We start from the raw sequence: 23,152 nt of genomic DNA on the forward strand, positions 1-23,152 counted from the left end.
AGCTTATTCAACGATTTTCATTTTCTTCAACAAAAATGAGGCATTCATATTTTTACAAATCCCTTTTTTGAATTTGTAGTCAAAATGCAACTCTTCATTTACAATTGCAGCATCAAAAAAATAGTTTTCAACCCTATCCAGACTTTTAGCAACTTCACAAAGACTTAAATCATGCGTCGCAATCAGACCGGTTGAATTGGAATTCACTAACTTCTCAATAAACTTTCTGGAACCTATGGCCTTATCTGTGCTGTTGGTTCCCTTTAAGATTTCATCCAGAACAATAAAGTATCTATCTTCTTTTATGTTATCAATAATAAACTTTAAACGCTTTAGTTCAGAAAAAAAGTAGGATTCATGTTCTGTCAAAGAATCTACAGTGCGCATGCTGGTAATCAGTTTTATGGGTTGGTATCGCAACGAGGTAGCGCATACCGGCAAGCCCATATTGGCCATAACAATCTGAAGGGAAATAGTACGTAGAAATGTGCTCTTACCAGCCATATTTGCGCCGGTAATTACAAAGAACTCTTCCCCGCAAATTTTAAAATTATTGGTTACCCCTTCAGCCGGGTCCAGCATAGGGTGAGAAATATTTAGCGCCTCTATAATAAGGTCATTTTTTGTAATTTCCGGAAAAGTATAATCAGGATGATTAAATGCAAAATTTCCCAGGCTGTTATAAGCATCAAAAAAAGCAATAGTTTTTAGCCAGGATTCTACATTATTGCCATGAACTTTAATCCATTTTTCAATGACATAGCCATACCTCATGTCCCATAAAAAGAATCCATTGGCCAATACTCCAAAAAGCATATTATTCCTTTGGTCAAAGGCGTTCAACATCCCTGAAAATTGTTTCAAAACCTGGGAAACCTTTACGCCTTCTTCCAAAATGTTATCTTTTTCATTTTCCAATACCCGGGCTTGAAATTTCCTATTCTCCAAAAGCAATATCAATTTTTGATACTGCTGAAAACTGCTCTGTGCTTGCGTCGTGTTCTGAGAAAGCGCATTGATCCTGCTTAAATACCTACCTGTTATACCTAGGCCTAGGAAAAACCAAAATAGCAACCCCCATCCTGAAACATAGTCAAAGAAATAAAGGCTTATTAATCCAAGTGACAAAACTGAAAACACCTTGGGTAGCGTTTTCATCAGATTAGGAACGAATGGCTGATATGTTTTTAGCCAACCTATTAAACTAGCCGACGAGATTTCCGTTTTTATCAATCTGGCAACTGCCGAAAATTCCTGTCTCCATTCTGCATCTGACCCAAGTTCTTTTATGGCTTCCTGTTTATCTATTACATTTTCGATATTGTTTGCAGTAAGTAGTGTAGCTAATGTTTTACTGCCTTCCGGTAAAGCCGTGCGATTAAAATATTGGTAAAAAGATCCCTTCCCGAAAAGATCAATATCCTGACTATAAAAATGTCCACGATCTGTGAAGTTATTTCCATCCGGGAGCTGATAAAATTTTCGATCCAATACCTGCAACTCGGTTTCATTAATGGAGATCAGGGCCAGCAATTTACTTTTTCGGTAATTCAGGTCGGTATGCCTCGAAACCAAAAAAAGGAACAATATGGCCGCAATTAGGATAATTAAAAGAATATAATTTGAACTATCATAAAACAGGTATATTCCGAAAATTGCGAGGATAAAAACTGTTAGCCTAAGCATACTGGAGACCCATAATTGCCGTTTCACCTGAACAAGCAGCTCACTCAATTTGTCTTTTCTTTCTTTGTAAAACCCGGAGGGATTAAGCATAACTAACTTGCTCTTTGAATTGAGGTGGTAAAGATATGGTATTCTTAAAGGGATTTAAAGATTAAATCATACCCTCGAGCGCAGCTTTTTGTTTTTTTGTTAGCTTAGAAACTACCAATTCGTAGGAATGATTCACAAGTTCCGATATCAGTTTAGAAGGCAACTGTCCCAGAAATAATGTGTTCCAGTGCACTTTGCTCATATGATATCCAGGAGTAATAATTCCGTCATAGGTTTCGCGTAACTCAATGGCTTTTTCCGGGTCACACTTTAAATTCACCTGTGACGGAATCCGTTCAAGCGGGGCAATGGTAAATATTTTACCCATCACCTTAAAGACCAGCGTATCCGCGTCAAAAGGAAATTCTTCCGTAACTCCTTTCTTATGTAAACAAAGTTCTCTGAATTCTTCAATGTTCATATTCAAAAGCACTTTAACGTAAACCTTCGTTAAAATATAAGGCGAAGAACACCTAGGTGTTTTCTGGAAAGATCATAGTTTGACCCCCTGGGAATCATATACAATTACCTTATTCCAAAGGCTTTGGGCCTCATCAATAAAATCCAAATGTGCCTTCTCTGTTTGGTACTTCTCCTGAGATTTGGCATTTTTAAAACTAACTATCAATGCGTAGGTAAATGAATCATCTACCACATCGCGTGTAGCCTTTGGCGGCTTGCCAACATAATGGGTGTTGGCATGTTTCGACTTCTTCATGAATTTCTTCATCGCCTTTTCAAATTGCTTTTGGTCATCCTCATTATCCGGATTGTTGAGCCAAAAATATACGGTGTGTACAAAACCTGGATCTAAACTTCTCATTTGCTTATCTTGTTGACTGTATGCTGTTATGGATATCAATAAAAGGGTTAAAATACAAACTGTCTTTTTCATCTTGTTATGATTTAAATTTAAAATCTATTTTTCAATAAAAGGTTTTTTATTTTCGCTTAATTCCAAAGTTGAGTAATCTAATTTCCACCCGATTGTTTCAACAATTTTCTCGATCAATAAAACAGCTTCCAAAGCTTCCCGCCGAGCTGTATCCATGAGCCCGCTTTCAGGAATTTTCTCCATGACATGTTTTTTAGCTTCCTGATTTAATGCTGTCAAATCTTTTGGGGTAAATGAATTGAAAAGCCCATTCTTTATATCGTAAAATTCAAGTTCCGGTTGTATTGAAAGCACTTCTGGCTGGGGAAAGTTAGTAAGAATTATTTTCTTTTTGTCCGTATCAGCGTGCATTAATACTTTTTTAAGGTCGTAACCTATTTGAGCTTTTGCATTAATTACTATAAGGGCCTTTTTCTTGCTGCTTAGCAAGCTCATAAAGTGTTCCCGGGTATTTTCATATTTGTATATTTCTGCAAAATCACCCTCCACAGATATCAACTTACAGACGCTTTTAATCTTCTCCAGTATTATTGTGGATTGATGCTCTGTAAGTTCTTTGTTCCTCTTTATACGAAATAAGGAGTACATCCAGTACATAAGGATTGCTCCTAATATTAATCCTAAAAAAAGTTCTAAAATACTATCCATTGGTTTTTCCTAATTCGCCTAAATGCGTATAATTAAATCCTTTCTCATACTTTAAGCCATAGCCTAAAGCTCTGTCCATAGCTGAGTGTGAAAATAAAATTATTCCGGCACCTTCTAACAAAGGAAGAGAAAAATATACTCCTAAAATATAAATAACTATCGCCAAACCTTTATGATGAAAGATATTATATGTAACCGCCCCAATTTTATTTCCTAAAATATATCCCAACATTCCAATATCCGGGACCAGAAGAAACACAAAAAACCACCACCAGGAAAATGGGAGAAACGTAAAAAGATAGAATCCAAATCCAAACATAGCCCATTCCTCTATTTTAATAAGAGTTTTCATGGCATTATTAGTTTAAATAAAACCGGCCTGCTCGGACTTGCATCATTCTCTATTGGGGCAAATTGCAAATTCAAAATATATGTACCATCCTTAATAGAATTATTTACATAAATAAATTCTGTAATAGTAGCTCTGGTTCTCAAGTTGCCTTCAAGCTGCCAGAAAGCCCTGTGGGCCAGTAGGGCTCCATTGTCATTTTCCTTGTCTATCGAAGGCAGGTCTATGAGCAAGTGATTTATTCCCCTATCAACTAAATATTGAGCGGTTTCTTCTAATAAATAAGGTGGATTTGTATCGGAATACTTCCTTGATAACTTTTCCTTAAGGTTAGGTAAGGTTCTGATGATGAGGGCCTCACATTTTTTATCTCCTATCGCATACTGAATTTGCTTTCTGGAGACTACAAAATCATTCTGATATTTTTCCGGGGCGATGGTAACCACCTCAGCAAGGAAAAAAAATTCGGACAATTGCTTATTTATGGAATAGTTATCTTCTGTGATATGTCCTATACATTCTGTATGAGTTCCATGTGCGTGGGGATTAAAACTGATATCGTTAAAATTAGTGGAAGCTCCTTCAGATACTTTCCCTACAAAATCCCCTTCCCTATGTGGTTGTATTACAGGCGCATTTAAGTTCCAGGCCCTTACATTAGACTCATTGCCCCTCAATGGAATTGAAATATCCAGGGGCTTGGAAAGGTCTATCTGATAGTCCCTGCTATTATGTTTTATTAATGCCAGCATAAGCCTTAATCTAAGAATCTTAACTCAATTTAATCATAAATAAATCACTTGCGATCCCATCGCATAAAAACTTTCCTTTTTTGGTAACATAAATTTTATCCCCATCAACAGAGAGCATTTCCTCTTTGATATATTTATCTGATTGCTGCAGCAGGTACTCATAATATGAATTGCCGAATTCCGTTTGAATTTTATAGAGTGAAATCCCCCAAATTGTTCGCAGGCCAGTCATTACATATTCGTTATATCTATCTGTTTTGGTGAGTGTCTCTTCCTCCAATGGGAGGAGGTTCTGATTAATCGACTTTATATATTTTGAATTATTACTGATATTCCATCCCCTTCTAATCCCGTTATATGAATGTGCTGAAGGACCTATCCCAATATATTTTTTCCCTTGCCAATATGCAGTGTTGTTCTTTGAAAAATAACCCTCTTTTTCAAAGTTGGATATTTCATAATTCTGGTATCCTTCACCTTCTAAAAGATCGAGTAGTAAATAAAACTGCTGTTGTGCTATTTCATCATCAACATCCGGAATTACCCCCTTTTCTATAAAGGCCTTCAAAGCAGTTTTGGGTTCCACGGTCAAAGCGTAAGATGAGATATGAGGCAAGCTATAAGACAATGCTTGGGCAATATTCTCTTCCCAACGCGCATTAGTCATCCCTGGTATTCCATAGATAAGGTCAATCGAAATATTATTAAAATACTTTTTGGCTTCCGCAATACAAGTATGCGCTTCATTAGCATTATGTGCCCTGTTCATCAGTTTTAAATCCTGATCAAAAAAGGACTGTATGCCAATACTTAATCTGTTGATAGATGAATCACTAAGTTCTTTAATTTTGGTTACCGACAAATCATCAGGGTTGGCTTCTAAAGTAATTTCAGGAGTTTCAATTACCTTATAGTTCCTGTAAACTGCTTCCACTAAGTGTTCTATTTCGGCTGTTTGCAATACAGAAGGTGTTCCCCCTCCAAAATAAATAGTCTCAATTTTCTCATTTTTTAATTCCTCTTTTCTTAACAATAATTCCTGCTCCAGAGCTAAAAGCATAGGTCTTTTTTTAGACAAGCTAGTTGAAAAATGAAAGTCACAATAATGACAGGCTTGTTTGCAAAAAGGGATATGGATATAAATGCCTGACATTATTACTGTTTTAAAGCTATGATAATATAAGAGAGGATGGAAGCCAGGAGGATATAAAACACATAAGCCAGAATGTAGGCAATAAAGGCTTTAATAGCCGTCAGCCATTTTCTATGGCCGAAAAAAGAAACCATGGCATACACAAAATAAACATTCATGACCAGCGTCGACAAGTACTGGATGTTTTGATTGACGTATCGGATGTAGAATAAATTCAACGTAACCAATAACATATAGAATCCAATCAAATAAAAAGATACCGCAAAATACTCTGCTAGAGAATAATACCTGCGGTAAAACAGTTTCATTGCCAGTGCCAGAACAGCCACAAAAATGAACAGCAGGCTGTTGATATTTTCAATCATAAATTCCCGGGCCTGGTAAATAAAATCTGAATCCACAAAGGGATTATCTTTAGGATCTCCAATGATCTGCCCCAGTCCCTCAGATCCGACCAGCCCACGAATAATGAGGTAAAACAAAGTAGTGAGGAGGAAAAAGGATATGGGCCTGTAATACCTTCTGCGCTTTCCATAAAGGTAGTCTCTTAAAAGATAGCCTGGATTTATTACCAGCATTTTTAGGGTTTGGGGAAGGGGAGCACTGAGGGAGAGTAACTGGTCCGCAAGATCCTGAAAGGTTTCTTTGAAGTTAACCTTATGCACAGAAGTTCTTTGACCGCAAGCCGGACAAAAACGACCCTGGCATGATTGTTCACAATTATGACAATATGCGTTGTTATTCGTATTCATGACTTATTTTATCCGGTCTTCATTCTTCTTAACATAGGCTGTCCATCCGGTATAACTTTTACCTACCTCTACCCTGCCTTCATTGTAGAAATGACAAACTGCAGCTGCCAGACCATCTGTGCTATCCAGATTTTTTGGAAGTGTTTTTAATCCAAGAGTACTTTGAAGCATTTTCGCTACCTGTTCTTTACTGGCATTGCCATTGCCCGTAATCGCCATTTTTATTTTTTTGGGCAAATATTCAGTTATTGGAATTTGCCTTGAGAGTCCGGCTGCCATGGCCACTCCCTGTGCCCGGCCAAGTTTTAGCATAGACTGGACATTTTTCCCATAAAAAGGGGCTTCAATGGCTATTTCATCCGGATGGTAGGTGTCAATCAGTTCAATAGTTCGTTCAAAAATAAGCTTGAGTTTTGTAAAAGGGTCACTGTATTTCTTAAGCATTAATTCGTTCATTTGAATAAATGTCATCTTCTTCCCTTGCACCTTAATGATGCCGAATCCCATGATGGTAGTTCCAGGGTCAATCCCCAATATAATTTTCTCGTTCTGCAATCTATTTTGTTTACTCTGAATTTAAAATAATTGGGATCCTGCACTTGGCATTCACAGGTATTCCCCTTTTTAAAGCCGGCTCAACCCGGGGCAGACTTTTAAGACTTCTACTTATAATCCCATCAAATTCGGGAATTTGATCCTGAATAATACTGTTTTTATCAATATTTAAAACGGTCAATTTTCCTTCTTTATCCACCAAAAAATCAACATATACTACTTCCTCAACATCTTTGTCCAATATAAATTCGAATTCCTGTAAGATCATAGAAAAATGCAAAAGCAAGGTGTTCTCAAAGCACTCTTTTTGAGCAGATTTAGACACTGTTTCGTCACAATCATCAAAGAGCGGGTACTGATCTACATCGTTCCAATTGATCGCCTGTAATTCTTTTTCCACCAGTCTTTGGGTTTTCACTTCTGTAGAAGTAAACAAATTACAGGAAGACATCAAGTAAAGACAAGACAAAATTAGTAACTTCCTCATATAAGCGGTATTCCTTGCGGAAAATTACGACTTTTTCGGGCAATTAAGCTTCAGAAATCCAGGATTTCCTGCAACCCTAAAAAGACATGTAACAAATAGACCCTATCTTCGTCCAATAATAAATGGTTTTCATGGATATTGCCTTATTCTTATTGGGATTTATCTTTATGTTTATAGGTGTTTTAGGAAGTTTTTTACCCGTTTTACCAGGCCCTACAATAAGCTGGATAGGTCTTTTATTATTGGTGCTTACCAAGGCAATACCCAATGACTGGTGGTTTTTGGGGATCACACTTTTGGTTGCCGTAATTGTATTCACATTAGATTATATTATCCCGGCAATGGGTACTAAAAAGTTTGGGGGCAGCAAAGCCGGAATGTTCGGGACCGTAGTTGGGCTTCTTGTAGCAATAATATTTCCAATACTGGGTATTTTTGGTATAGTTATATGGCCGTTTATTGGAGCCTTAATTGGAGAATTAATAAATAAAGCGGAGAGTAAAACAGCCCTTAAAGCCGCTTTTGGTTCCTTTGTTGGCTTTCTTACCGGGACTTTCTTAAAATTTGTGGTTACTATAATTTATTTTGGACTCTTTATTGCCAAAACCTGGGAGTATAAGGAAAAATTATTTCCGTTTTTTTACTAGCTCCTAATTAAACCAAACCACCTTATCGTCAATAGGTTTTCTTTCTCCAACTGAGATTTCCTCCTCGTAACGTCCCATATATAAAAACCCGAGACATAGTTCCCCATCACCCAGTTCAATAAATTCACCTATATATTTTATCAGGCCCGGCGAGCTCCAATAACAACCTATCCCCATTTCTGTGCAACAAAGCCACATATTCTGAACAGCCATTGCTGTGGCGGCAATTTCTTCCCATTCCGGAAGACTTTCATTTGGGTCTCTTTGCATGCAGATGGCTATGACTGCGGCAGACCTGCTTGGGTTTTCGAGAAGTTTTTTCGCTTTAAAAGCCTTTGGGTTCGCCTCTGTTTCCTTGTACTTATTTGCAAGGAATTGTCCGAGCTGCTCTTTAGAATCTTCTAAAAAGATCTTAAACCTCCAGGGTTCCGTTTTTTTATGAGTAGGTGCCCAGTTAGCTGCTTCCAGAATTTTTTCAATCTCCGATCTATTTATCGGTTGGTTTGTATATTGAGCGGGAAATACAGATCGCCTTTTTTTAATTAATTCAAATACCATTCTAAACATTTTAAGTTTGCAAAGTTAGATTTTCTTACTGTGATATTATATTCAAATTAAAGTGGGGCTCCAATTCCATTTTTCTGAAACTTAATGAATACATTTATAGTACTAAAAATTCTATTTAATGGTTTCACCAACTGATACCTTTCTGTACGGGGAAGAAGAACTTAGTTGCCGCCTTGCATTGGGAATTGCAAGGGGAACAATTCAAGGTCAATTATCAAATGCTGCGCGAAAACGGGTCCGGGACAGCAAACTTGTAGTTGAAAACATAGTTGAAAAAAGGCAGGCTGTTTATGGGATAAATACTGGGTTCGGACCCTTGTGCACCACAAATATTTCTAAAGAAGAAACCAGAATACTTCAGACAAATATCCTCAAAAGCCATAGTGTTGGTGTTGGCAAGCCTATTAAGACAGAACTGGCAAAACTAATGCTCATTTTAAAGATACATTCGCTTGCAAAGGGATATTCTGGTATTGCAGAAGAAACCTTAGACAGAATTCTATGGCACATAGACAACGATGCTATCCCACTGGTACCTTCTCAAGGTTCCGTTGGAGCCTCAGGAGACTTAGCTCCTCTTGCCCACCTGTTTTTACCTCTGATAGGTCTTGGCAAAGTGCTGTTTGAAAACAAAATTATACTCACTGAAGAACTATTTAAAAAAACAGGGTTGAAACCTCTGGAACTTGGCCCCAAAGAGGGGTTAGCCCTAATTAACGGCACCCAGTTTATTGCTGCACATAGCATCAAAGTGATAGAAAAATTACACAATTGCCTTGCACATGCAGATATTATAGGAGCCATGATGATTGAAGGTTTACAGGGTTCCGTAAAACCTTTTTACAATGAATTACATAAGCTGCGGCCGTTCAAGGGCAATATACATGTGGCACAAAGGGTTAAATTACTTCTGAAAGGTTCTGAGATCATGGAAAATCATATTGACTGTGAGCGGGTACAGGATCCTTATTCCTTGCGTTGCATTCCACAGGTCCATGGAGCTTCCAGAAATTCCTGGTTACATCTCAAGGAATTGTTGCAAGTAGAATTGAATGCCGTAACAGATAATCCAATTATCATCAATGAAGAATTGACAATTAGTGGAGGTAATTTTCATGGACAGCCTCTGGCTATGGCATTGGATTATGCTTGTCTGGCAGCTTCTGAACTGGGAAATATATCAGACAGGCGGATTTATCTGGCCTTGGAGGGTAATAGCCCGGGTGTTCCCAAATTACTCATGGAAGATACGGGAATAAATTCAGGATACATGATCCTTCAATACACCACCGCTGCTTTGGCCAGTGAAAATAAAGGACTTTGTTTTCCTTCCAGCGCCGACAGTATTCCTACTTCTATGGGGCAGGAAGACCATGTAAGTATGGGGTCTATTGCCGGGAGAAAAGCTTTAAGGGTACTTGAAAATTTAGAAAAAATACTGGCCATTGAATTACTAACGGCCACCCAGGCTTTTGAATATAGAAAACCTTTAAAATCGGGAATATTGCTTGAAGAAGTGCATAAGGAAGTTCGTAAAAAAGTGGCCTTTGCAGAAAAAGACAGGGTTTTTGCCGATGATATTGAACAAGGAATAGAATTGGTAAGAAACCAAACCATTATAGACCATATTAATAAGGTTTGTAGAAGAAAGAATCTCACTTTACAGACAACTTATTCAGAAGAGTTTGAAAACTATTAATTACTATGGAGCAATTAACACTTATTGGGCCCTTAAACCAGGTAATTCCTATGACAGGAATGCCTATAAAAGGTGCTGTTTCAGATAGTCAGCTACGGATCATTGAAAATGCCGGGATTCTTTTTGCTGATGGCCTTATTAAGACAATTGACAGCTATAAAAAACTCGCAACCGAAGTAAAAGATCTGAACGTAAAATTAATTCAGTTAGAAGGAAATCACATTTGCCTTCCGGGATTTGTAGATTCGCATACACATATTTGTTTTGGAGGTTCCAGGGCCAGGGATTACGCTATGAGGAATGCTGGCAAAACCTACTTGGAAATTGCAGAGGAAGGTGGTGGTATTTGGGATACTGTACAACAAACAAGAAAGGCCACAAAAAAAGAGCTGATCAAAGGAATAATTAAAAGAGCCAAACAGCATCTTAGAAATGGTGTAACGACCATTGAGGTTAAAAGCGGTTACGGTCTTACAGTAAAGGAAGAACTTAAAATGCTACAGGCAATTAAGGAGGCAGATGAACAGTTTCCATTAGATTTTGTCTCCACTTGTTTGGCTGCTCATATGCTCCCCAGGGATTTTAATGGTAATTCGTCAGAGTATCTATCAGAAATAAGCGAGCAACTGTTCCCTGTTTTAAAAAAGGAAAAATTATCAAACAGAGTTGATGCTTTTATTGAAAAAGGGGCATTTAATAAATCAGAAATTGAGCCTTACCTTTCCAAAGCTGCTGAAATGGGTTTTGATATTACCATTCATGCAGATCAGTTCTCTGTTGGAGGAAGTGAGGTTGCAGTTAAATTTAATGCTGTTAGTGCAGATCATTTAGAGGCAAGTACGTCTAATGAAATAGAACTATTAGCAAAAAGTGAAGTGATTTCCACAGCACTTCCCGGAGCATCATTAGGTTTAGGTTGCAGTTTTACACCTGCGAGGGAAATTCTGGATGCAGGTGGTGCTCTGGCTATTGCCAGTGATCATAATCCGGGCTCTGCCCCTATGGGCGATCTTCTTACCCAATCAGCAATTTTAGGTACCATGCAAAAATTAACTAATGCGGAAGTATTGGCAGGAATAACATTCAGGGCAGCAGCGGCGCTTAAATTGCAGGATAGAGGCAAATTGGAAGCCGGTTATCTTGCAGATTTTAATCTGTTTCATACTGCCAATTTTAATGAAGTTCTATACAACCAGGGGGCTTTTAAACCATGTATAGTTTATAAAAAGGGAAAATTGATTTACAATAAACATAACTCATAAGGAAGATGCAAAGTTCCAAAACAGAATTGAGTTTTAGAGATGAGATCCTATTGGGAATTCCTAAGGTATTGCCCACGCAAAGGTCGAGAATCCAGGAATTAAATCATGCCCCAAAAAGAAAAGAAATTTTAAGCCTGGAAGAAAAAAAGCTGGCGATAAGGAATGCGCTTCGCTATTTTCCTCCAGCCTGGCATTCTGAGCTTTCTTCAGAATTTGCTATGGAATTGGAAAAATATGGTCGTATTTATATGTATCGTTTTATACCGGGGTATAAAATGCATGCCAGGCCAATTTCAGAATATCCTGCCAAAACCGTGGAGGGTGCAGCAATAATGCTTATGATACAGAATAATCTGGATCCTGAAGTAGCACAACATCCTGAAGAATTAATTACATATGGGGGTAATGGTGCCGTCTTTCAGAATTGGGCACAATATCTTCTTACCATGCAGTATCTGGCTGCCATGACCACAGAGCAAACCCTGCATATGTATTCCGGGCATCCTATGGGTTTATTCCCTTCTACCAGAGAAGCACCCAGAGTAGTAATTACCAATGGAATGATGATTCCCAATTATTCCAGTCAGGACGATTGGGAAAAATTCAATGCACTTGGGGTCACTCAGTACGGGCAAATGACTGCCGGGTCTTATATGTATATTGGACCACAAGGAATAGTACATGGAACTGCGATTACAGTTATGAATGCTTTTAGAAAGGTATTACCAAGATCTGAATCCCCGAATGGTAAAATATTTCTCACTGCCGGCTTGGGTGGTATGAGTGGTGCTCAGCCAAAAGCGGGAAATATTGCTGGCTGTATTACGGTTTGCGCCGAAGTAAATGAAGCTGCGGCTTCCAAAAGGTATAAACAGGGTTGGGTTGATGAACTCCATTCCAATATGGACACTTTGATTGGCAGGACCAAACAGGCAATAGCTAAGAATGAAGTATTATCCCTTGCCTATGTTGGCAATGTAGTTGACGTCTGGGAGCAGTTTTATGAGGAGGGATTGTTCATTCACCTGGGATCCGATCAAACCTCTTTGCACAACCCATGGGCAGGAGGGTATTATCCGGCCGGATTGTCCTTTGAGGAAGCGAATATAATGATGGCGGAAAACCCGGAACTATTCAAAGAGAAGGTTCGTGAATCTTTACGGCGTCAGGTGAACGCAATCAATAAACATTCAGAAAAAGGAACTTATTTCTTTGACTACGGGAATGCCTTTTTGTTGGAGGCCTCCAGAGCTGGGGCAGATGTTATGTCTGAAAATAATATTGATTTTAAATACCCTTCATATGTTCAGGATATTTTGGGGCCGATGTGTTTTGACTTCGGTTTTGGGCCTTTTAGATGGGTCTGTACCTCAGGTAATCCTGAAGATCTGCAAAAGACAGATGAAATAGCTTTAGGTGTTATGGAGAAAATCAGAGACAGTGCGCCCGAGGAGATTCAACAACAAATGCAGGATAATATCAAATGGATTAAAGAGGCTGATTCCAATAAGTTGGTGGTTGGATCACAGGCCCGTATCTTGTATGCAGATGCTGAAGGAAGGATTAAGATCGCCGAGGCTTTTAATGAAGCGGTTAATTCAGGCATAATTACTGCACCTATTGTCCTGGGAAGGGATCACCATGATGTAAGCGGCACAGATTCTCCATTCAGGGAAACCAGCAACATCTATGATGGAAGTCAGTTTACGGCAGATATGGCTATCCATAATGTTATAGGCGATAGTTTTAGAGGAGCAAGCTGGGTTTCCATACACAACGGTGGTGGAGTTGGTTGGGGCGAAGTGATCAACGGCGGTTTTGGGATGGTACTTGATGGTTCAGATGAAGCCGCTAAACGACTGAAAAATATGCTATTTTATGATGTAAATAATGGCATATCGCGCAGAAGCTGGGCCAGAAATGAGGAAGCGCTTTTCGCTATTAAAAGGGAGATGAAACGATCCCCCAATTTAAAAGTGACATTACCCAATACGGTAACAGATGAATTGTTAGATAGATTATTTGAATAACCAAATGATTCTTTACAAACCAACAGACGAAAATATTTGGACAGGTCGAAAAACCGATCAGGATATTTATGTTTACCAAAAGGTTGAACAAATAGATCTGGAACTTCAAAAAATCCCAAACTCTGAGGAAAAGACTTTCGTGCTCCTGGGTTATGAATGTGATGAAGGTGTAAAGAGAAATATGGGACGAGAGGGTGCAAAAGAGGGCCCACATGCTGCTCGCCGACAGCTGGCCAAACTACCGCAGCATCTGAATGAAAGCATTGCAATTTTTGATGCGGGGAATGTAGTATGCGTAGGAGACGATATGGAGAAAGCTCAAAGTGTATTGGCTGAAAAAGTAACTCAGATTTTGAACTACAAAGGCTTACCATTATTGTTAGGAGGAGGTCATGATATAGCGTACGGTCATTATAATGGAATTAAAAAATTTGTTGGCAATGACCAAAAAATTGGAATAGTGAACCTGGATGCCCATTTTGATCTTCGATCCAATGAAGATGGCAATAATTCCGGAACGCCCTTTTACCAAATCGCAACCGAAAATAGCAACCAAAAATTCGACTTCCCTTATTTATGCCTTGGGATAAGAAATGATGCCAACGATAGTATATTATTTGAGCGTGCCCGAGAATGGAACATAAAATATATTGAGGCCGAGCTATTTCATAAGCAGAATACTTCTTATGTAATTAATAAAATTAATGAGTTCTGTAAGGATGTAGATTTTGTATACCTGACAATAGATTTAGACGGATTTGCTTCTGCCTTTGCACCAGGTGTTAGCGCCGCCTCTCCTATGGGGTTTTCGGTAGATATTGCATTAGTTGCGTTAGAAACAATCATCTCAACAAATAAATTAATAAGTGCAGATGTGGCTGAACTCAATCCTACCTATGACCACGATGATCAAACAGCTAAACTGGCCGCAAGCCTGCTACATTTTATTATACATAAAGTTGCCCTACTCTAACCAGGACTGATAGTAAGTGCCATCATCAATTTCAAGTGCATCTTCTGTCAATTGCAGCGGTTTAAATGTATCAACCATTACGGCATATTCTTCGGTTCCACTCTTGCCAATACTGGCCTCGTATGTTCCGGGGTGCGGACCGTGAGGGATACCTGCCGGATGAAGAGAAATATATCCTTGATCAATATTTTTACGACTCATAAAATCGCCCTCAACATAATAGAGCACCTCATCGGAATCGATGTTTGAATGATTATAGGGTGCTGGTATAGCCTGTGGGTGATAGTCATAAAGGCGTGGGCAGAAAGAACAAACTACGAAAGCACTGGTCTCAAATGTCTGGTGAACCGGTGGTGGCTGATGCACTCTTCCTGTAATAGGTTCAAAATCAAATATCGAAAAAGCGTATGGGTAGTTATATCCATCCCAGCCTACTATGTCAAAAGGATGCGAAGCATATACTAAATGATGTAACTGGCCCTGTTTCTTTACTTTTATTAAAAATTCTCCGAGCTCATCATGGGTTTGCAAATTTTCCGGCAGTCTAAAATCGCGCTCGCAAAATGGTGAATGCTCCAAATGTTGTCCAAACCAGTTCCTATACCGTTTTGGGGTGTAAATAGGTTGGTAAGATTCTGTAATAAAGAGTCTGTTATCCTCATCTTCAAAAACTATTTGATAGATCATTCCGCGGGGTATCAAGATATAATCCCCATATCCAAAAGGAATTTCACCCAACATTGTCTTCAGAGTTCCTTTTCCCCTGTGAATAAAGAGTAATTCATCTGCATCAGCATTTTTATAGAAGTAATCTGTCATTGATTTTTTAGGGGCTGCAAGACCAACATGAACATCGCTATTGAATAGTACAACCTTTCTGCTATCGAGATAATCATCCACCGGGGATACCTGAAAACCTTTAAGTAATCTGGATTTTATATTATACTTAACCGCGGCCTTGGGGGAAATATCCTTTGTATCACCAACCTCCTTAACCATAGTTGGCCGGTATAAATGATACATTAGAGAAGACATCCCATCAAATCCGATGGTTCCGAACAATTGTTCATAGTGCAAACTGCCATCTTTTTTCTTAAAAACCGTATGTCTTTTGTGTGGTAAATTCCCAAGTTTATGATATAATGGCATGATCAGATCTCTTTAAAAGTCATCCCTAAAATTACGACAAAATGAAGGTATTGTAAAATAAAGCCCCATAAATATCAGGCAATTATTCTATTCTGTCAACCAAGGTAAGCTCTAAACAAAAAAAGCCTCCCAAATTGGAAAGCCTTTCATTGGTAAGTGCCGAATCAATATCGGCATCTATACACATACACCATTATTAATGATGCACAACACAACTTGGCAAAGATATAAAAGGATTCCAAATTAGTTGTTATAATTGGGCTGTTTTATATTCTGGTCCTGAAGGGTCTGACTATTAAGCGTGCTGCCTTATCATAATTGATGTAATTATAAACCCAATTAAAAAATACGATTACTCTGTTCCTGAATCCAACAAGGGACATTAGATGAACAAACATCCATATAAACCATGCAAAGAATCCTCCAAATTCAATTCCCGGAAGATCAACTACTGCCTTATTACGACCTATAGTTGCCATATTTCCTTTATTTCTATACACAAAAGGTTTCATGGACCCTCCTTTTAATAATCTTCCTAAATTCATAGCCAAAAGTTCTCCCTGTTGAATTGCGGGCTGTGCCATTTGAGGGTGTCCTTTTGGATAGGCTTCAGTTTCCATATAAGCAATATCTCCAATGGCAAAAATATTAGCGTGGCCTAAAATTTGATTATATCGGTCTACTTTAAACCGATTAATTCTCTTTATCAAAGCATCAGAACTTAAGCCCTCAACCGCCGCCCCGGTAACACCGGCAGTCCAGATAAAGTTCCTGGTTCTGATCTCTTCACCGTTATCCATTTTTACAAGGTCGCCATTGTATCCTTTTACTATGGTATTTAGATGCAGATGAACCCCAAAATTTTCCAAAAATTTAGTTGCTTTTTCTGAAGCTTTGGCACTCATAGGTGGTAGAACAACATCCGCACCTTCGAAAAGATGAATTTCCATTTCATCAATATTAAGATGTCTGTAATCTTTTGGAAATACATGTTTTTTCAATTCCGCAAATGCTCCGGCAAGTTCAACCCCGGTGGGGCCGGCACCAATTATACAAAAATTCAGAAGGGCCTTGCGCTCTTCCAAATCTTGACAATTATCTGCTAATTCAAAATTCTGAAGCATAAGACTTCGGATATTTAAAGCCTGAGGAACACTTTTCATTGACATGGCGTTTTCCTGGATCTCTGTATTGCCAAAGTAATTGGTTCGTGTACCGGTGGCAATAATCAAATAATCATAGGAGATTTTACCTATATCTGTATGTACTTCTTTAAGTTCAGGGTTTATTTTATTTACAGTAGCCAGCCTGAAATAAAAATTATGAAGCTTTTTTAAGATCTTCCTAATGGGGTAAGCTATAGAATCTGGTTCTAAACCTCCAGTGGAAACCTGGTACAAAAGGGGTTGAAATGTATGGTAATTGTGTTTATCTATGACAACAACCTGAACCGGAAGTCTCCTCAGTTTCTTGGCTAGTGAAATTCCTGCAAAACCAGCTCCAATAATTACTACTCTTTTTCTTGTGGTTTCGGGAAGATTCATAAAATAATTTAATGTAAAAATAGGGAAACTCTTACCGTTCATCGATGTTTTTTAACTGAGTTGACCAGATCAGGTTTCAGTTAAAAACTCATTTCCGGGATAATCCGCTAATAGTAATGGTTTTAGTCGGACATACTACACGTTGGTCGTAATCCTTAAACAGACCGGACTATCATTATTAATTTTATAAAACGATTCCCAAGTCTTTAAAACCACCTATATCATGCTTAAAAAGTTACTTTTATTTACAATCTTAGGTTTTTTAGCCCTTTCCTGTACCCTTGATACTACTGAAGTATATGAGGAACTAATTTATATTGAAAACGGTATACCTGATTTACCTGAAAATAATTTAGAAGATAATTTGGAAAGTAATGCTCTTCAAATATCTCAATGGATCGACAATATGCAGCTTGCCAACGGGTTACTGACAAGTTCTGAAAAAACAGACTACGTATCACTATATGATAATGCCCTGGCCGCATTGGCATTCATGGCTGAAGGAGAAATTGAAAAAGCCGAAGGGGTCTTTGATTATTTCAATGAACGTATCGATTCAGAATTCATCTTGAATAATGGAGGTTTTTATCAGTTAAGAAATAGCGATGGTTCTAACGGCAGGCGAACCTGGATGGGAGATAATGCCTGGCTATTGATAGCTCTCAATAATTATCACGAAATAACGGGAAATACGAAGTATGCTGAATTGACTGGTTTATTGGAAAATTGGATCAGGAGTTTACAGGATGAAGATGGTGGTCTCTGGGGAGGAATTAATGAAGATGGCACTCAAATACATAAGGTTACAGAAGGTATTATAATGGCATTTAATGCTGTGGAAGGTTACGATGATTTCCATAAGGGGATATTAAATTTTCTTAAACAAGAACGTTGGGACCTTAATGACCAGCTTCTTGTAGCATGGCCGGAAAATGAAACCCATTATTATGCTATGGACCTGCATTCTCTGGGCTATTTAATTTTTGAGAATTTCTCAGAAGAGGTTCTTTTTAAGGCTGAACGTTATAAAAACACCCAGGTTGCCAGTTTTAACGGAGAGGTAATTTCCGGTTATTGCTTTGATGAAGATAAAGATGTTATTTGGTTAGAAGGTACCGCGCAAATGGCCTTAGCTTTTAAAGAAGCAAATATGGCCGATGAAGCAAATAGCACACTTCAGCAACTACAAAAAGCACAAATGAAGAATTCTACCCAGGAAAATTCCACGGGTATTCCATATACAACAAATGCAGGTACTAGCTATGGTTCTTCATTATTGTGGGAAGATGCTCCGAACACTCCGGCTATTTCATCAAGCATTTGGTATTTATTTAGCGTACTTAACTTTAATCCTTTGGATCTAGGCAGGCAAAAGAATATTCCAGCCGAAGATATGTTTTGGAATTTTTAATTTGCTGTAGATTTATCATTGTGTTAACACCAGCGTTTTTTGATTTTAAATAACTTTAAAATAAAAAATGAAATCTTCTGCCATATTCTGGGTTGGAGCAACCACCATACTATTAATAATGGTGACCATAATGGCTACTATGAATTTTGCTTTTAGCTGGGTCTTTTACCTTACTGTACTTGGTCAGATAATGATAGTTTATATGGTCTATAAAGTAATTACAGACGACTACAAAACTTCAAAAACATTCGAAGATTTCTATGAGGATTACCCAATTAGGAAATAACTGACGCTCTTCTATTCGAAGAGACAAATTTTTCTTTCTATAATATCGTAACTAGTCGGATAATACAAGAAGAGGAATTGGGGTATGAAACGCTATGCGTTTGACAACAGGTTCTCTAACCAATTCTTCCAAAAATCCATGTCGGTAATTTACTAGTGCAAGCATTTGTATGCCAAACTCCTTTATGAAGAATTCGATCACATCCGATTTGCTGGCAAAATAAGGCATGCTATGCAAACAATGTGAGACAGACGAAACATACTCCAACAATATCTCTTTATTTGAATGCTGGTGCTTGTTCAATTGTTCCTCCTCACTAATATGCATTATATTTAAAGTAGCACCAAATTTAGCAGTCAGCTGAATCATAGGCTCAATTACTTCTGCACTAAAATTTCTTTTAAAATCCGTCGTGAAACCAATTCTAACAGGTTTGATATACTCAAAATCTTCCGGAACAGCAAGGATTGGACATGATCTTACCGCCTTAATTATTCTTACTGTATTACTTCCCAAAAATACCTCCTCAAAGCCAGATGCACCCTTTGTTCCTGTCACGACAAAATCTATATTCTCTGATTTCACAATCTCCTTGATTTCTTCGGTAAGCAGATTAAACGAAGAAATACATTTAAAACTGTGTTGTGGGTATTTATAATAAGTATTGATTTGATTCAACAGCTCTTCCAATCCTTGTTCAGACTCAGATCTAACATTATCTTCCACCAACCCACCATGAATAGTAGCGGCCATAAAACGGCTGTGCACAATAGCAGGGGTATATGTATTTAAAAGATGAAAAACACATTCTTCTTCTTTAAAAAATTCAATTGCAAACTTTGCTGCATTTAAGGAATTTTTGGAGAAATCCGTTGGTAATAATATATTTTTCATACACCTGATTAAAAAAACAATGGTGTAAAAATACCTCTGGGATTAGATGGAAACAATGATATATGTCAGGTTTTTAAATCCCTTATAATTAATGAAAGGTGTTCATTTACTGTAGGTCGGGAGTATATAAGGGTTTAACTAGAATCCTTCAGCAAGATCTCTTAATTTCTTTTCATCCAAAATTCCAAGTTTCTTACCGGAACTCTTTAGCAGGCCCTTCTTTTTAAATTCTGAAATAATTCGAATGCAGGATTCCGTGGCAGTACCTACAACATTAGCAATATCCTCTCTGGAAAGACTAAGCGATAAATATCCATCTTTATCCTCACCATAGTTAGATTTAAGATAAATGAATGCTTCGGCGATACGTTGTTTTACTGTTTTCTGTGAAATATTTACAATTACATCATCTGCCTCCTTTAAGTCATGTGCCATAAGACGAAGGACTTCAAATGTAAAATCAGGATTCTTATGTAGAGTATTAATGATAACTTCTTTAGGAATAAAGCAAAGTTCCATATCATTTACGGCAACAGCACTTAGATTTGAGGTCTCTTCTGCAATAACAGAACGCTGACCCATAACTTCTCCTTTAGTAGCCAATTTCACTATTTGATCTTTTCCGTTAGAGCTTAGCTTGGAAAGTTTTGTAACCCCATCCCGAACACAAAAAACACCATTCAATTTTTCACCTTCTTCGAAAATTGCTTCGCCTTTTTTAAAGCTTTTGGAAGTCTTCGAATCTGATACCTGCTTTAATTCTTCCTTACTCATAGCACGCAAGGAATTAAATTGACGAATTATGCAATACTCGCACCTCTTTTCAGAACTCATGGATTTTACTTTAGACTGATGCAAAATTATTGAAAAGGTGACAAATATCATATATATTTTAAGTAAATTACTACAATTTCGCACTCAGGTATTAAGCAAATGTTTTAGAATATGACTAAATGTTACCACTGTGGTGATGATTGTAACACTACAGCGATAGTATTTGACGACAAAGACTTCTGTTGTAACGGATGTAAAACGGTATATGGGATTTTTCAATCTAATGATTTATCCTATTACTATGATCTTCAATCGGGCGCTGGCACTACTCCTTTAGCAATTGAAGGGAAATATGATTTTCTCAATTCCGATAACATAGCTCAGAGATTAATTGAATTTGATGATGGAATTATTCAAATTGTTAATCTATTTATTCCGGGAATACATTGTAGTTCATGTATTTGGGTGCTGGAAAATTTAAAAAAACTACATCCCGGAGTCACGAATTCGCAGGTAGACTTTCCTCAAAAAACAACTAGAATAACCTATAACAGGGAACTGGTTTCACTAAAAGAACTTGTTATATTACTGGCAAGAATTGGTTATGAACCCTATATCTCCCTTGAAGATTATGATAAGGGAAAGAGCAAAATAGACAGAAGTTTAATTTATAAATTAGGTGTTGCAGGTTTTGCCTTTGGGAATATTATGTTTTTATCTTTCCCTGAGTATTTTGAAGTTGGGGAATTTTGGCTGGATCAATACAAAGGTTTATTCAGATGGCTGATGTTTACTTTTTCGCTACCTGTAGTATTTTATGCCGGTAATGATTATCTGATCTCAGCTTATAAAGGATTGCGATCGGGACTTTTAAATATTGACGTGCCTATTGCACTGGGTATTTTGGTTCTTTTTATTCGCAGTAGTTATGAAATATTCTTTGACCTGGGTTCCGGTTTCTTTGACAGTCTAACGGGTTTAATTTTCTTCCTGCTGGTAGGGAGGTTCTTTCAGCAAAAAACGTATTCATTCCTTTCTTTTGAGCGAGACTACAAGTCGTATTTCCCTATTGCAGTTACCAGGTTAGGCAAAAAAAGGAAGGAAGAAACGGTGCAGATATATGCTATTAAGAGTGGCGATAGGTTACTTATAAGAAATGAGGAGCTAATTCCGGTTGACGGTATTCTTATAACGGAAAAGGCCCAAATAGATTATAGTTTTGTAACCGGAGAATCTGAACCCGTCCAAAAAAGTTCTGGCGATAAAGTTTTTGCAGGTGGGAGACAATGTAATGGTGCTATTGAAATAGAAGCTTTAAAAAGTGTTTCTCAGAGCTATCTTACACAATTGTGGAGTAATTCTGTTTTCCAAAAAGACAAATCAACCGCTTTTCAAACTTTAACAGACAGCATTGGAAAGCGCTTTACAATTGCTGTATTAGCTATTGCTATTATTGCGGCATCTTTTTGGATGTTCCAGGACAGCAGTAAAGTATTAAATGTTTTTACGGCTGTACTTATCATAGCCTGCCCATGTGCCATTGCCCTTGCTGCTCCGTTTACTCTAGGTAATATGTTACGGATTTTCGGACGTAAGAAACTCTACCTGAAGGACAGTAATGTAATAGAGCAGTTGGCTCAAATAGATACCGCAATATTTGATAAAACAGGTACCATAACCACAGCGCATTCAAACTCAATTACTTATGAAGGCATGGAGCTTACTGCTGAGGAAGAATCCCTGCTAAAAAATACCCTTAGGGCTTCCAATCACCCTCTAAGCAGATCGCTTTATGCACTGTTGAAAGAGCACAATATAGAAACCCTTGATGATTACAAGGAATATACCGGCAAGGGAGTACAAGGTGTTAAGGATAAAAGTGACATAAAAGTTGGTTCAGCAGATTTTGTTGGACATCAGCAACAAAGTGATTACAACAGCACCTCTGTTCACGTAAGTACAAATGATTCATATAAGGGGTGTTTTGTTTTTCATAATAATTACAGAGAAGGAGTTTCGAAAGTTTTTAAAGAAATGGGGCACTATATGGATTTAGCAGTATTATCAGGAGATAATGCAGGAGAAAAGACCAGGCTGGAAAAGCTTTTACCAAAGTTGACTCCTTTATATTTTAATCAAAAGCCTACAGATAAGTTGGAGTTTATAAGCGAGTTACAGTCCAATGATAAAAAGGTCCTAATGGTGGGTGATGGCTTAAATGATGCCGGTGCTCTGGCACAGAGTAATGTGGGTCTTGCAATTTCTGAAAACATAAATGTTTTCTCCCCTGCCTGCGATGGAATTCTTGATGCCACAAAATTTAAATATCTAAATAATTATATTCTGGCCTCTAAAAAGGCCATGAAAATTATTAAATTGTGTTTTGTGCTCTCATTGATGTATAATCTGGTTGGGCTTTATTTTGCTGTAACGGGGCAGTTAGAGCCCGTAATTGCAGCTATCTTAATGCCCTTGAGTTCAATTAGCATTGTGGCTTTTGCTACACTTGCAACCAATGTAATAGGGAAGAAATTAAAATAATTAACAAA

Annotated in this window: 23 protein-coding genes; 8 read left to right on the top strand and 15 right to left on the bottom strand. The window is 37.8% G+C overall.

What is annotated here, in order from left to right:
* Nucleotides 1–3: 3 nt before the first annotated feature.
* The 10 genes from ABJH90_RS06055 to ABJH90_RS06100 all read right to left on the bottom strand — a co-directional run bounded on the left by ABJH90_RS06055 (nucleotide 4) and on the right by ABJH90_RS06100 (nucleotide 7,367).
* On the bottom strand, nucleotides 4–1,776 hold the full coding sequence (locus ABJH90_RS06055) for a DNA mismatch repair protein MutS (protein WP_348137549.1): 1,773 nt from the start codon (nucleotides 1,774–1,776) through the stop codon (nucleotides 4–6).
* Nucleotides 1,777–1,837: 61 nt separating this feature from the next.
* A complete protein-coding gene (locus ABJH90_RS06060; RefSeq protein WP_348137551.1) occupies nucleotides 1,838–2,197 on the bottom strand; it encodes an MmcQ/YjbR family DNA-binding protein in 360 nt (119 codons plus the stop codon).
* Between the two features lie 72 nt (nucleotides 2,198–2,269).
* Complete coding sequence (locus ABJH90_RS06065; protein WP_348137553.1) at nucleotides 2,270–2,671, bottom strand: Dabb family protein; 402 nt, start codon at nucleotides 2,669–2,671, stop codon at nucleotides 2,270–2,272.
* 24 nt (nucleotides 2,672–2,695) lie between these two features.
* Entirely contained in the window at nucleotides 2,696–3,319 is a 624-nt protein-coding gene (locus ABJH90_RS06070) for a DUF4230 domain-containing protein (protein WP_348137555.1), read from the bottom strand.
* Complete coding sequence (locus ABJH90_RS06075; protein WP_348137557.1) at nucleotides 3,312–3,671, bottom strand: DUF4260 domain-containing protein; 360 nt, start codon at nucleotides 3,669–3,671, stop codon at nucleotides 3,312–3,314. The genes ABJH90_RS06070 and ABJH90_RS06075 overlap by 8 nt, the downstream gene beginning before the upstream one ends.
* Nucleotides 3,668–4,420 (bottom strand): cyclase family protein, encoded by a 753-nt coding sequence (locus ABJH90_RS06080; protein WP_348137559.1) that lies wholly within the window; start codon nucleotides 4,418–4,420, stop codon nucleotides 3,668–3,670. Before ABJH90_RS06080 ends, ABJH90_RS06075 begins: the two co-directional genes overlap by 4 nt.
* Before the next feature lie 19 nt (nucleotides 4,421–4,439).
* Nucleotides 4,440–5,573 (bottom strand): radical SAM family heme chaperone HemW, encoded by a 1,134-nt coding sequence (gene hemW, locus ABJH90_RS06085; RefSeq protein ID WP_348137561.1) that lies wholly within the window; start codon nucleotides 5,571–5,573, stop codon nucleotides 4,440–4,442.
* Nucleotides 5,574–5,575: 2 nt separating this feature from the next.
* The gene (locus tag ABJH90_RS06090) at nucleotides 5,576–6,325 is read right to left on the bottom strand and encodes a DUF3667 domain-containing protein (RefSeq protein ID WP_348137563.1); all 750 of its coding nucleotides are present in this window, start codon (nucleotides 6,323–6,325) and stop codon (nucleotides 5,576–5,578) included.
* Nucleotides 6,326–6,328: 3 nt separating this feature from the next.
* Entirely contained in the window at nucleotides 6,329–6,880 is a 552-nt protein-coding gene (ruvC, locus tag ABJH90_RS06095) for a crossover junction endodeoxyribonuclease RuvC (protein ID WP_348137565.1), read from the bottom strand.
* Between the two features lie 10 nt (nucleotides 6,881–6,890).
* A complete protein-coding gene (locus ABJH90_RS06100; protein ID WP_348137567.1) occupies nucleotides 6,891–7,367 on the bottom strand; it encodes a hypothetical protein in 477 nt (158 codons plus the stop codon).
* 131 nt (nucleotides 7,368–7,498) lie between these two features.
* Between ABJH90_RS06100 and ABJH90_RS06105 the strand changes: the two genes are divergently transcribed.
* Entirely contained in the window at nucleotides 7,499–8,014 is a 516-nt protein-coding gene (locus ABJH90_RS06105; protein ID WP_348137568.1) for a DUF456 domain-containing protein, read from the top strand.
* A gap of 3 nt (nucleotides 8,015–8,017) precedes the next feature.
* On the opposite strand, the gene ABJH90_RS06110 is transcribed toward ABJH90_RS06105, so the two are convergent.
* The gene (locus tag ABJH90_RS06110; protein ID WP_348137570.1) at nucleotides 8,018–8,572 is read right to left on the bottom strand and encodes a nitroreductase; all 555 of its coding nucleotides are present in this window, start codon (nucleotides 8,570–8,572) and stop codon (nucleotides 8,018–8,020) included.
* A gap of 127 nt (nucleotides 8,573–8,699) precedes the next feature.
* Here ABJH90_RS06110 and hutH point away from each other — a divergent pair, with 127 nt between their 5' ends.
* From hutH to hutG, 4 genes are read left to right on the top strand one after another with little or no spacing between them, the layout of a single operon-like run.
* Nucleotides 8,700–10,280, top strand: coding sequence for a histidine ammonia-lyase (gene hutH, locus ABJH90_RS06115; protein WP_348137572.1), 1,581 nt, complete (start codon nucleotides 8,700–8,702; stop codon nucleotides 10,278–10,280).
* Nucleotides 10,281–10,285: 5 nt separating this feature from the next.
* Nucleotides 10,286–11,542 (top strand): imidazolonepropionase, encoded by a 1,257-nt coding sequence (hutI, locus tag ABJH90_RS06120; RefSeq protein WP_348137574.1) that lies wholly within the window; start codon nucleotides 10,286–10,288, stop codon nucleotides 11,540–11,542.
* A gap of 5 nt (nucleotides 11,543–11,547) precedes the next feature.
* On the top strand, nucleotides 11,548–13,572 hold the full coding sequence (locus tag ABJH90_RS06125) for a urocanate hydratase (protein WP_348137576.1): 2,025 nt from the start codon (nucleotides 11,548–11,550) through the stop codon (nucleotides 13,570–13,572).
* Nucleotides 13,573–13,576: 4 nt separating this feature from the next.
* Nucleotides 13,577–14,545: a formimidoylglutamase gene (gene hutG, locus ABJH90_RS06130; protein WP_348137578.1), complete on the top strand. Its 969-nt coding sequence runs from the start codon at nucleotides 13,577–13,579 to the stop codon at nucleotides 14,543–14,545.
* On the opposite strand, the gene ABJH90_RS06135 is transcribed toward hutG, so the two are convergent.
* Entirely contained in the window at nucleotides 14,537–15,694 is a 1,158-nt protein-coding gene (locus tag ABJH90_RS06135; RefSeq protein ID WP_348137580.1) for a homogentisate 1,2-dioxygenase, read from the bottom strand. The two genes, hutG and ABJH90_RS06135, sit on opposite strands and share 9 nt — an antisense overlap.
* Before the next feature lie 266 nt (nucleotides 15,695–15,960).
* Entirely contained in the window at nucleotides 15,961–17,238 is a 1,278-nt protein-coding gene (locus ABJH90_RS06140) for an NAD(P)/FAD-dependent oxidoreductase (protein WP_348137967.1), read from the bottom strand.
* A gap of 223 nt (nucleotides 17,239–17,461) precedes the next feature.
* On the opposite strand from ABJH90_RS06140, the gene ABJH90_RS06145 reads away from it, so the two are divergent.
* Together ABJH90_RS06145 and ABJH90_RS06150 are read left to right on the top strand one after the other, a co-directional pair.
* Nucleotides 17,462–18,649, top strand: coding sequence for a hypothetical protein (locus ABJH90_RS06145; protein WP_348137582.1), 1,188 nt, complete (start codon nucleotides 17,462–17,464; stop codon nucleotides 18,647–18,649).
* Nucleotides 18,650–18,716: 67 nt separating this feature from the next.
* Nucleotides 18,717–18,935, top strand: coding sequence for a hypothetical protein (locus tag ABJH90_RS06150; RefSeq protein WP_348137584.1), 219 nt, complete (start codon nucleotides 18,717–18,719; stop codon nucleotides 18,933–18,935).
* A gap of 51 nt (nucleotides 18,936–18,986) precedes the next feature.
* Here the strand turns inward: ABJH90_RS06150 and ABJH90_RS06155 are convergent, their stop codons facing one another.
* Together ABJH90_RS06155 and ABJH90_RS06160 are read right to left on the bottom strand one after the other, a co-directional pair.
* Nucleotides 18,987–19,829 (bottom strand): universal stress protein, encoded by an 843-nt coding sequence (locus ABJH90_RS06155; RefSeq protein WP_348137586.1) that lies wholly within the window; start codon nucleotides 19,827–19,829, stop codon nucleotides 18,987–18,989.
* Nucleotides 19,830–19,967: 138 nt separating this feature from the next.
* The gene (locus ABJH90_RS06160) at nucleotides 19,968–20,663 is read right to left on the bottom strand and encodes a Crp/Fnr family transcriptional regulator (protein ID WP_348137588.1); all 696 of its coding nucleotides are present in this window, start codon (nucleotides 20,661–20,663) and stop codon (nucleotides 19,968–19,970) included.
* A 111-nt stretch (nucleotides 20,664–20,774) separates the two neighbouring features.
* Here ABJH90_RS06160 and ABJH90_RS06165 point away from each other — a divergent pair, with 111 nt between their 5' ends.
* On the top strand, nucleotides 20,775–23,144 hold the full coding sequence (locus ABJH90_RS06165) for a heavy metal translocating P-type ATPase metal-binding domain-containing protein (RefSeq protein ID WP_348137590.1): 2,370 nt from the start codon (nucleotides 20,775–20,777) through the stop codon (nucleotides 23,142–23,144).
* Nucleotides 23,145–23,152: the final 8 nt, after the last annotated feature.

This window comes from Eudoraea sp., assembly GCF_039969275.1.
Classification (GTDB): domain Bacteria; phylum Bacteroidota; class Bacteroidia; order Flavobacteriales; family Flavobacteriaceae; genus Eudoraea.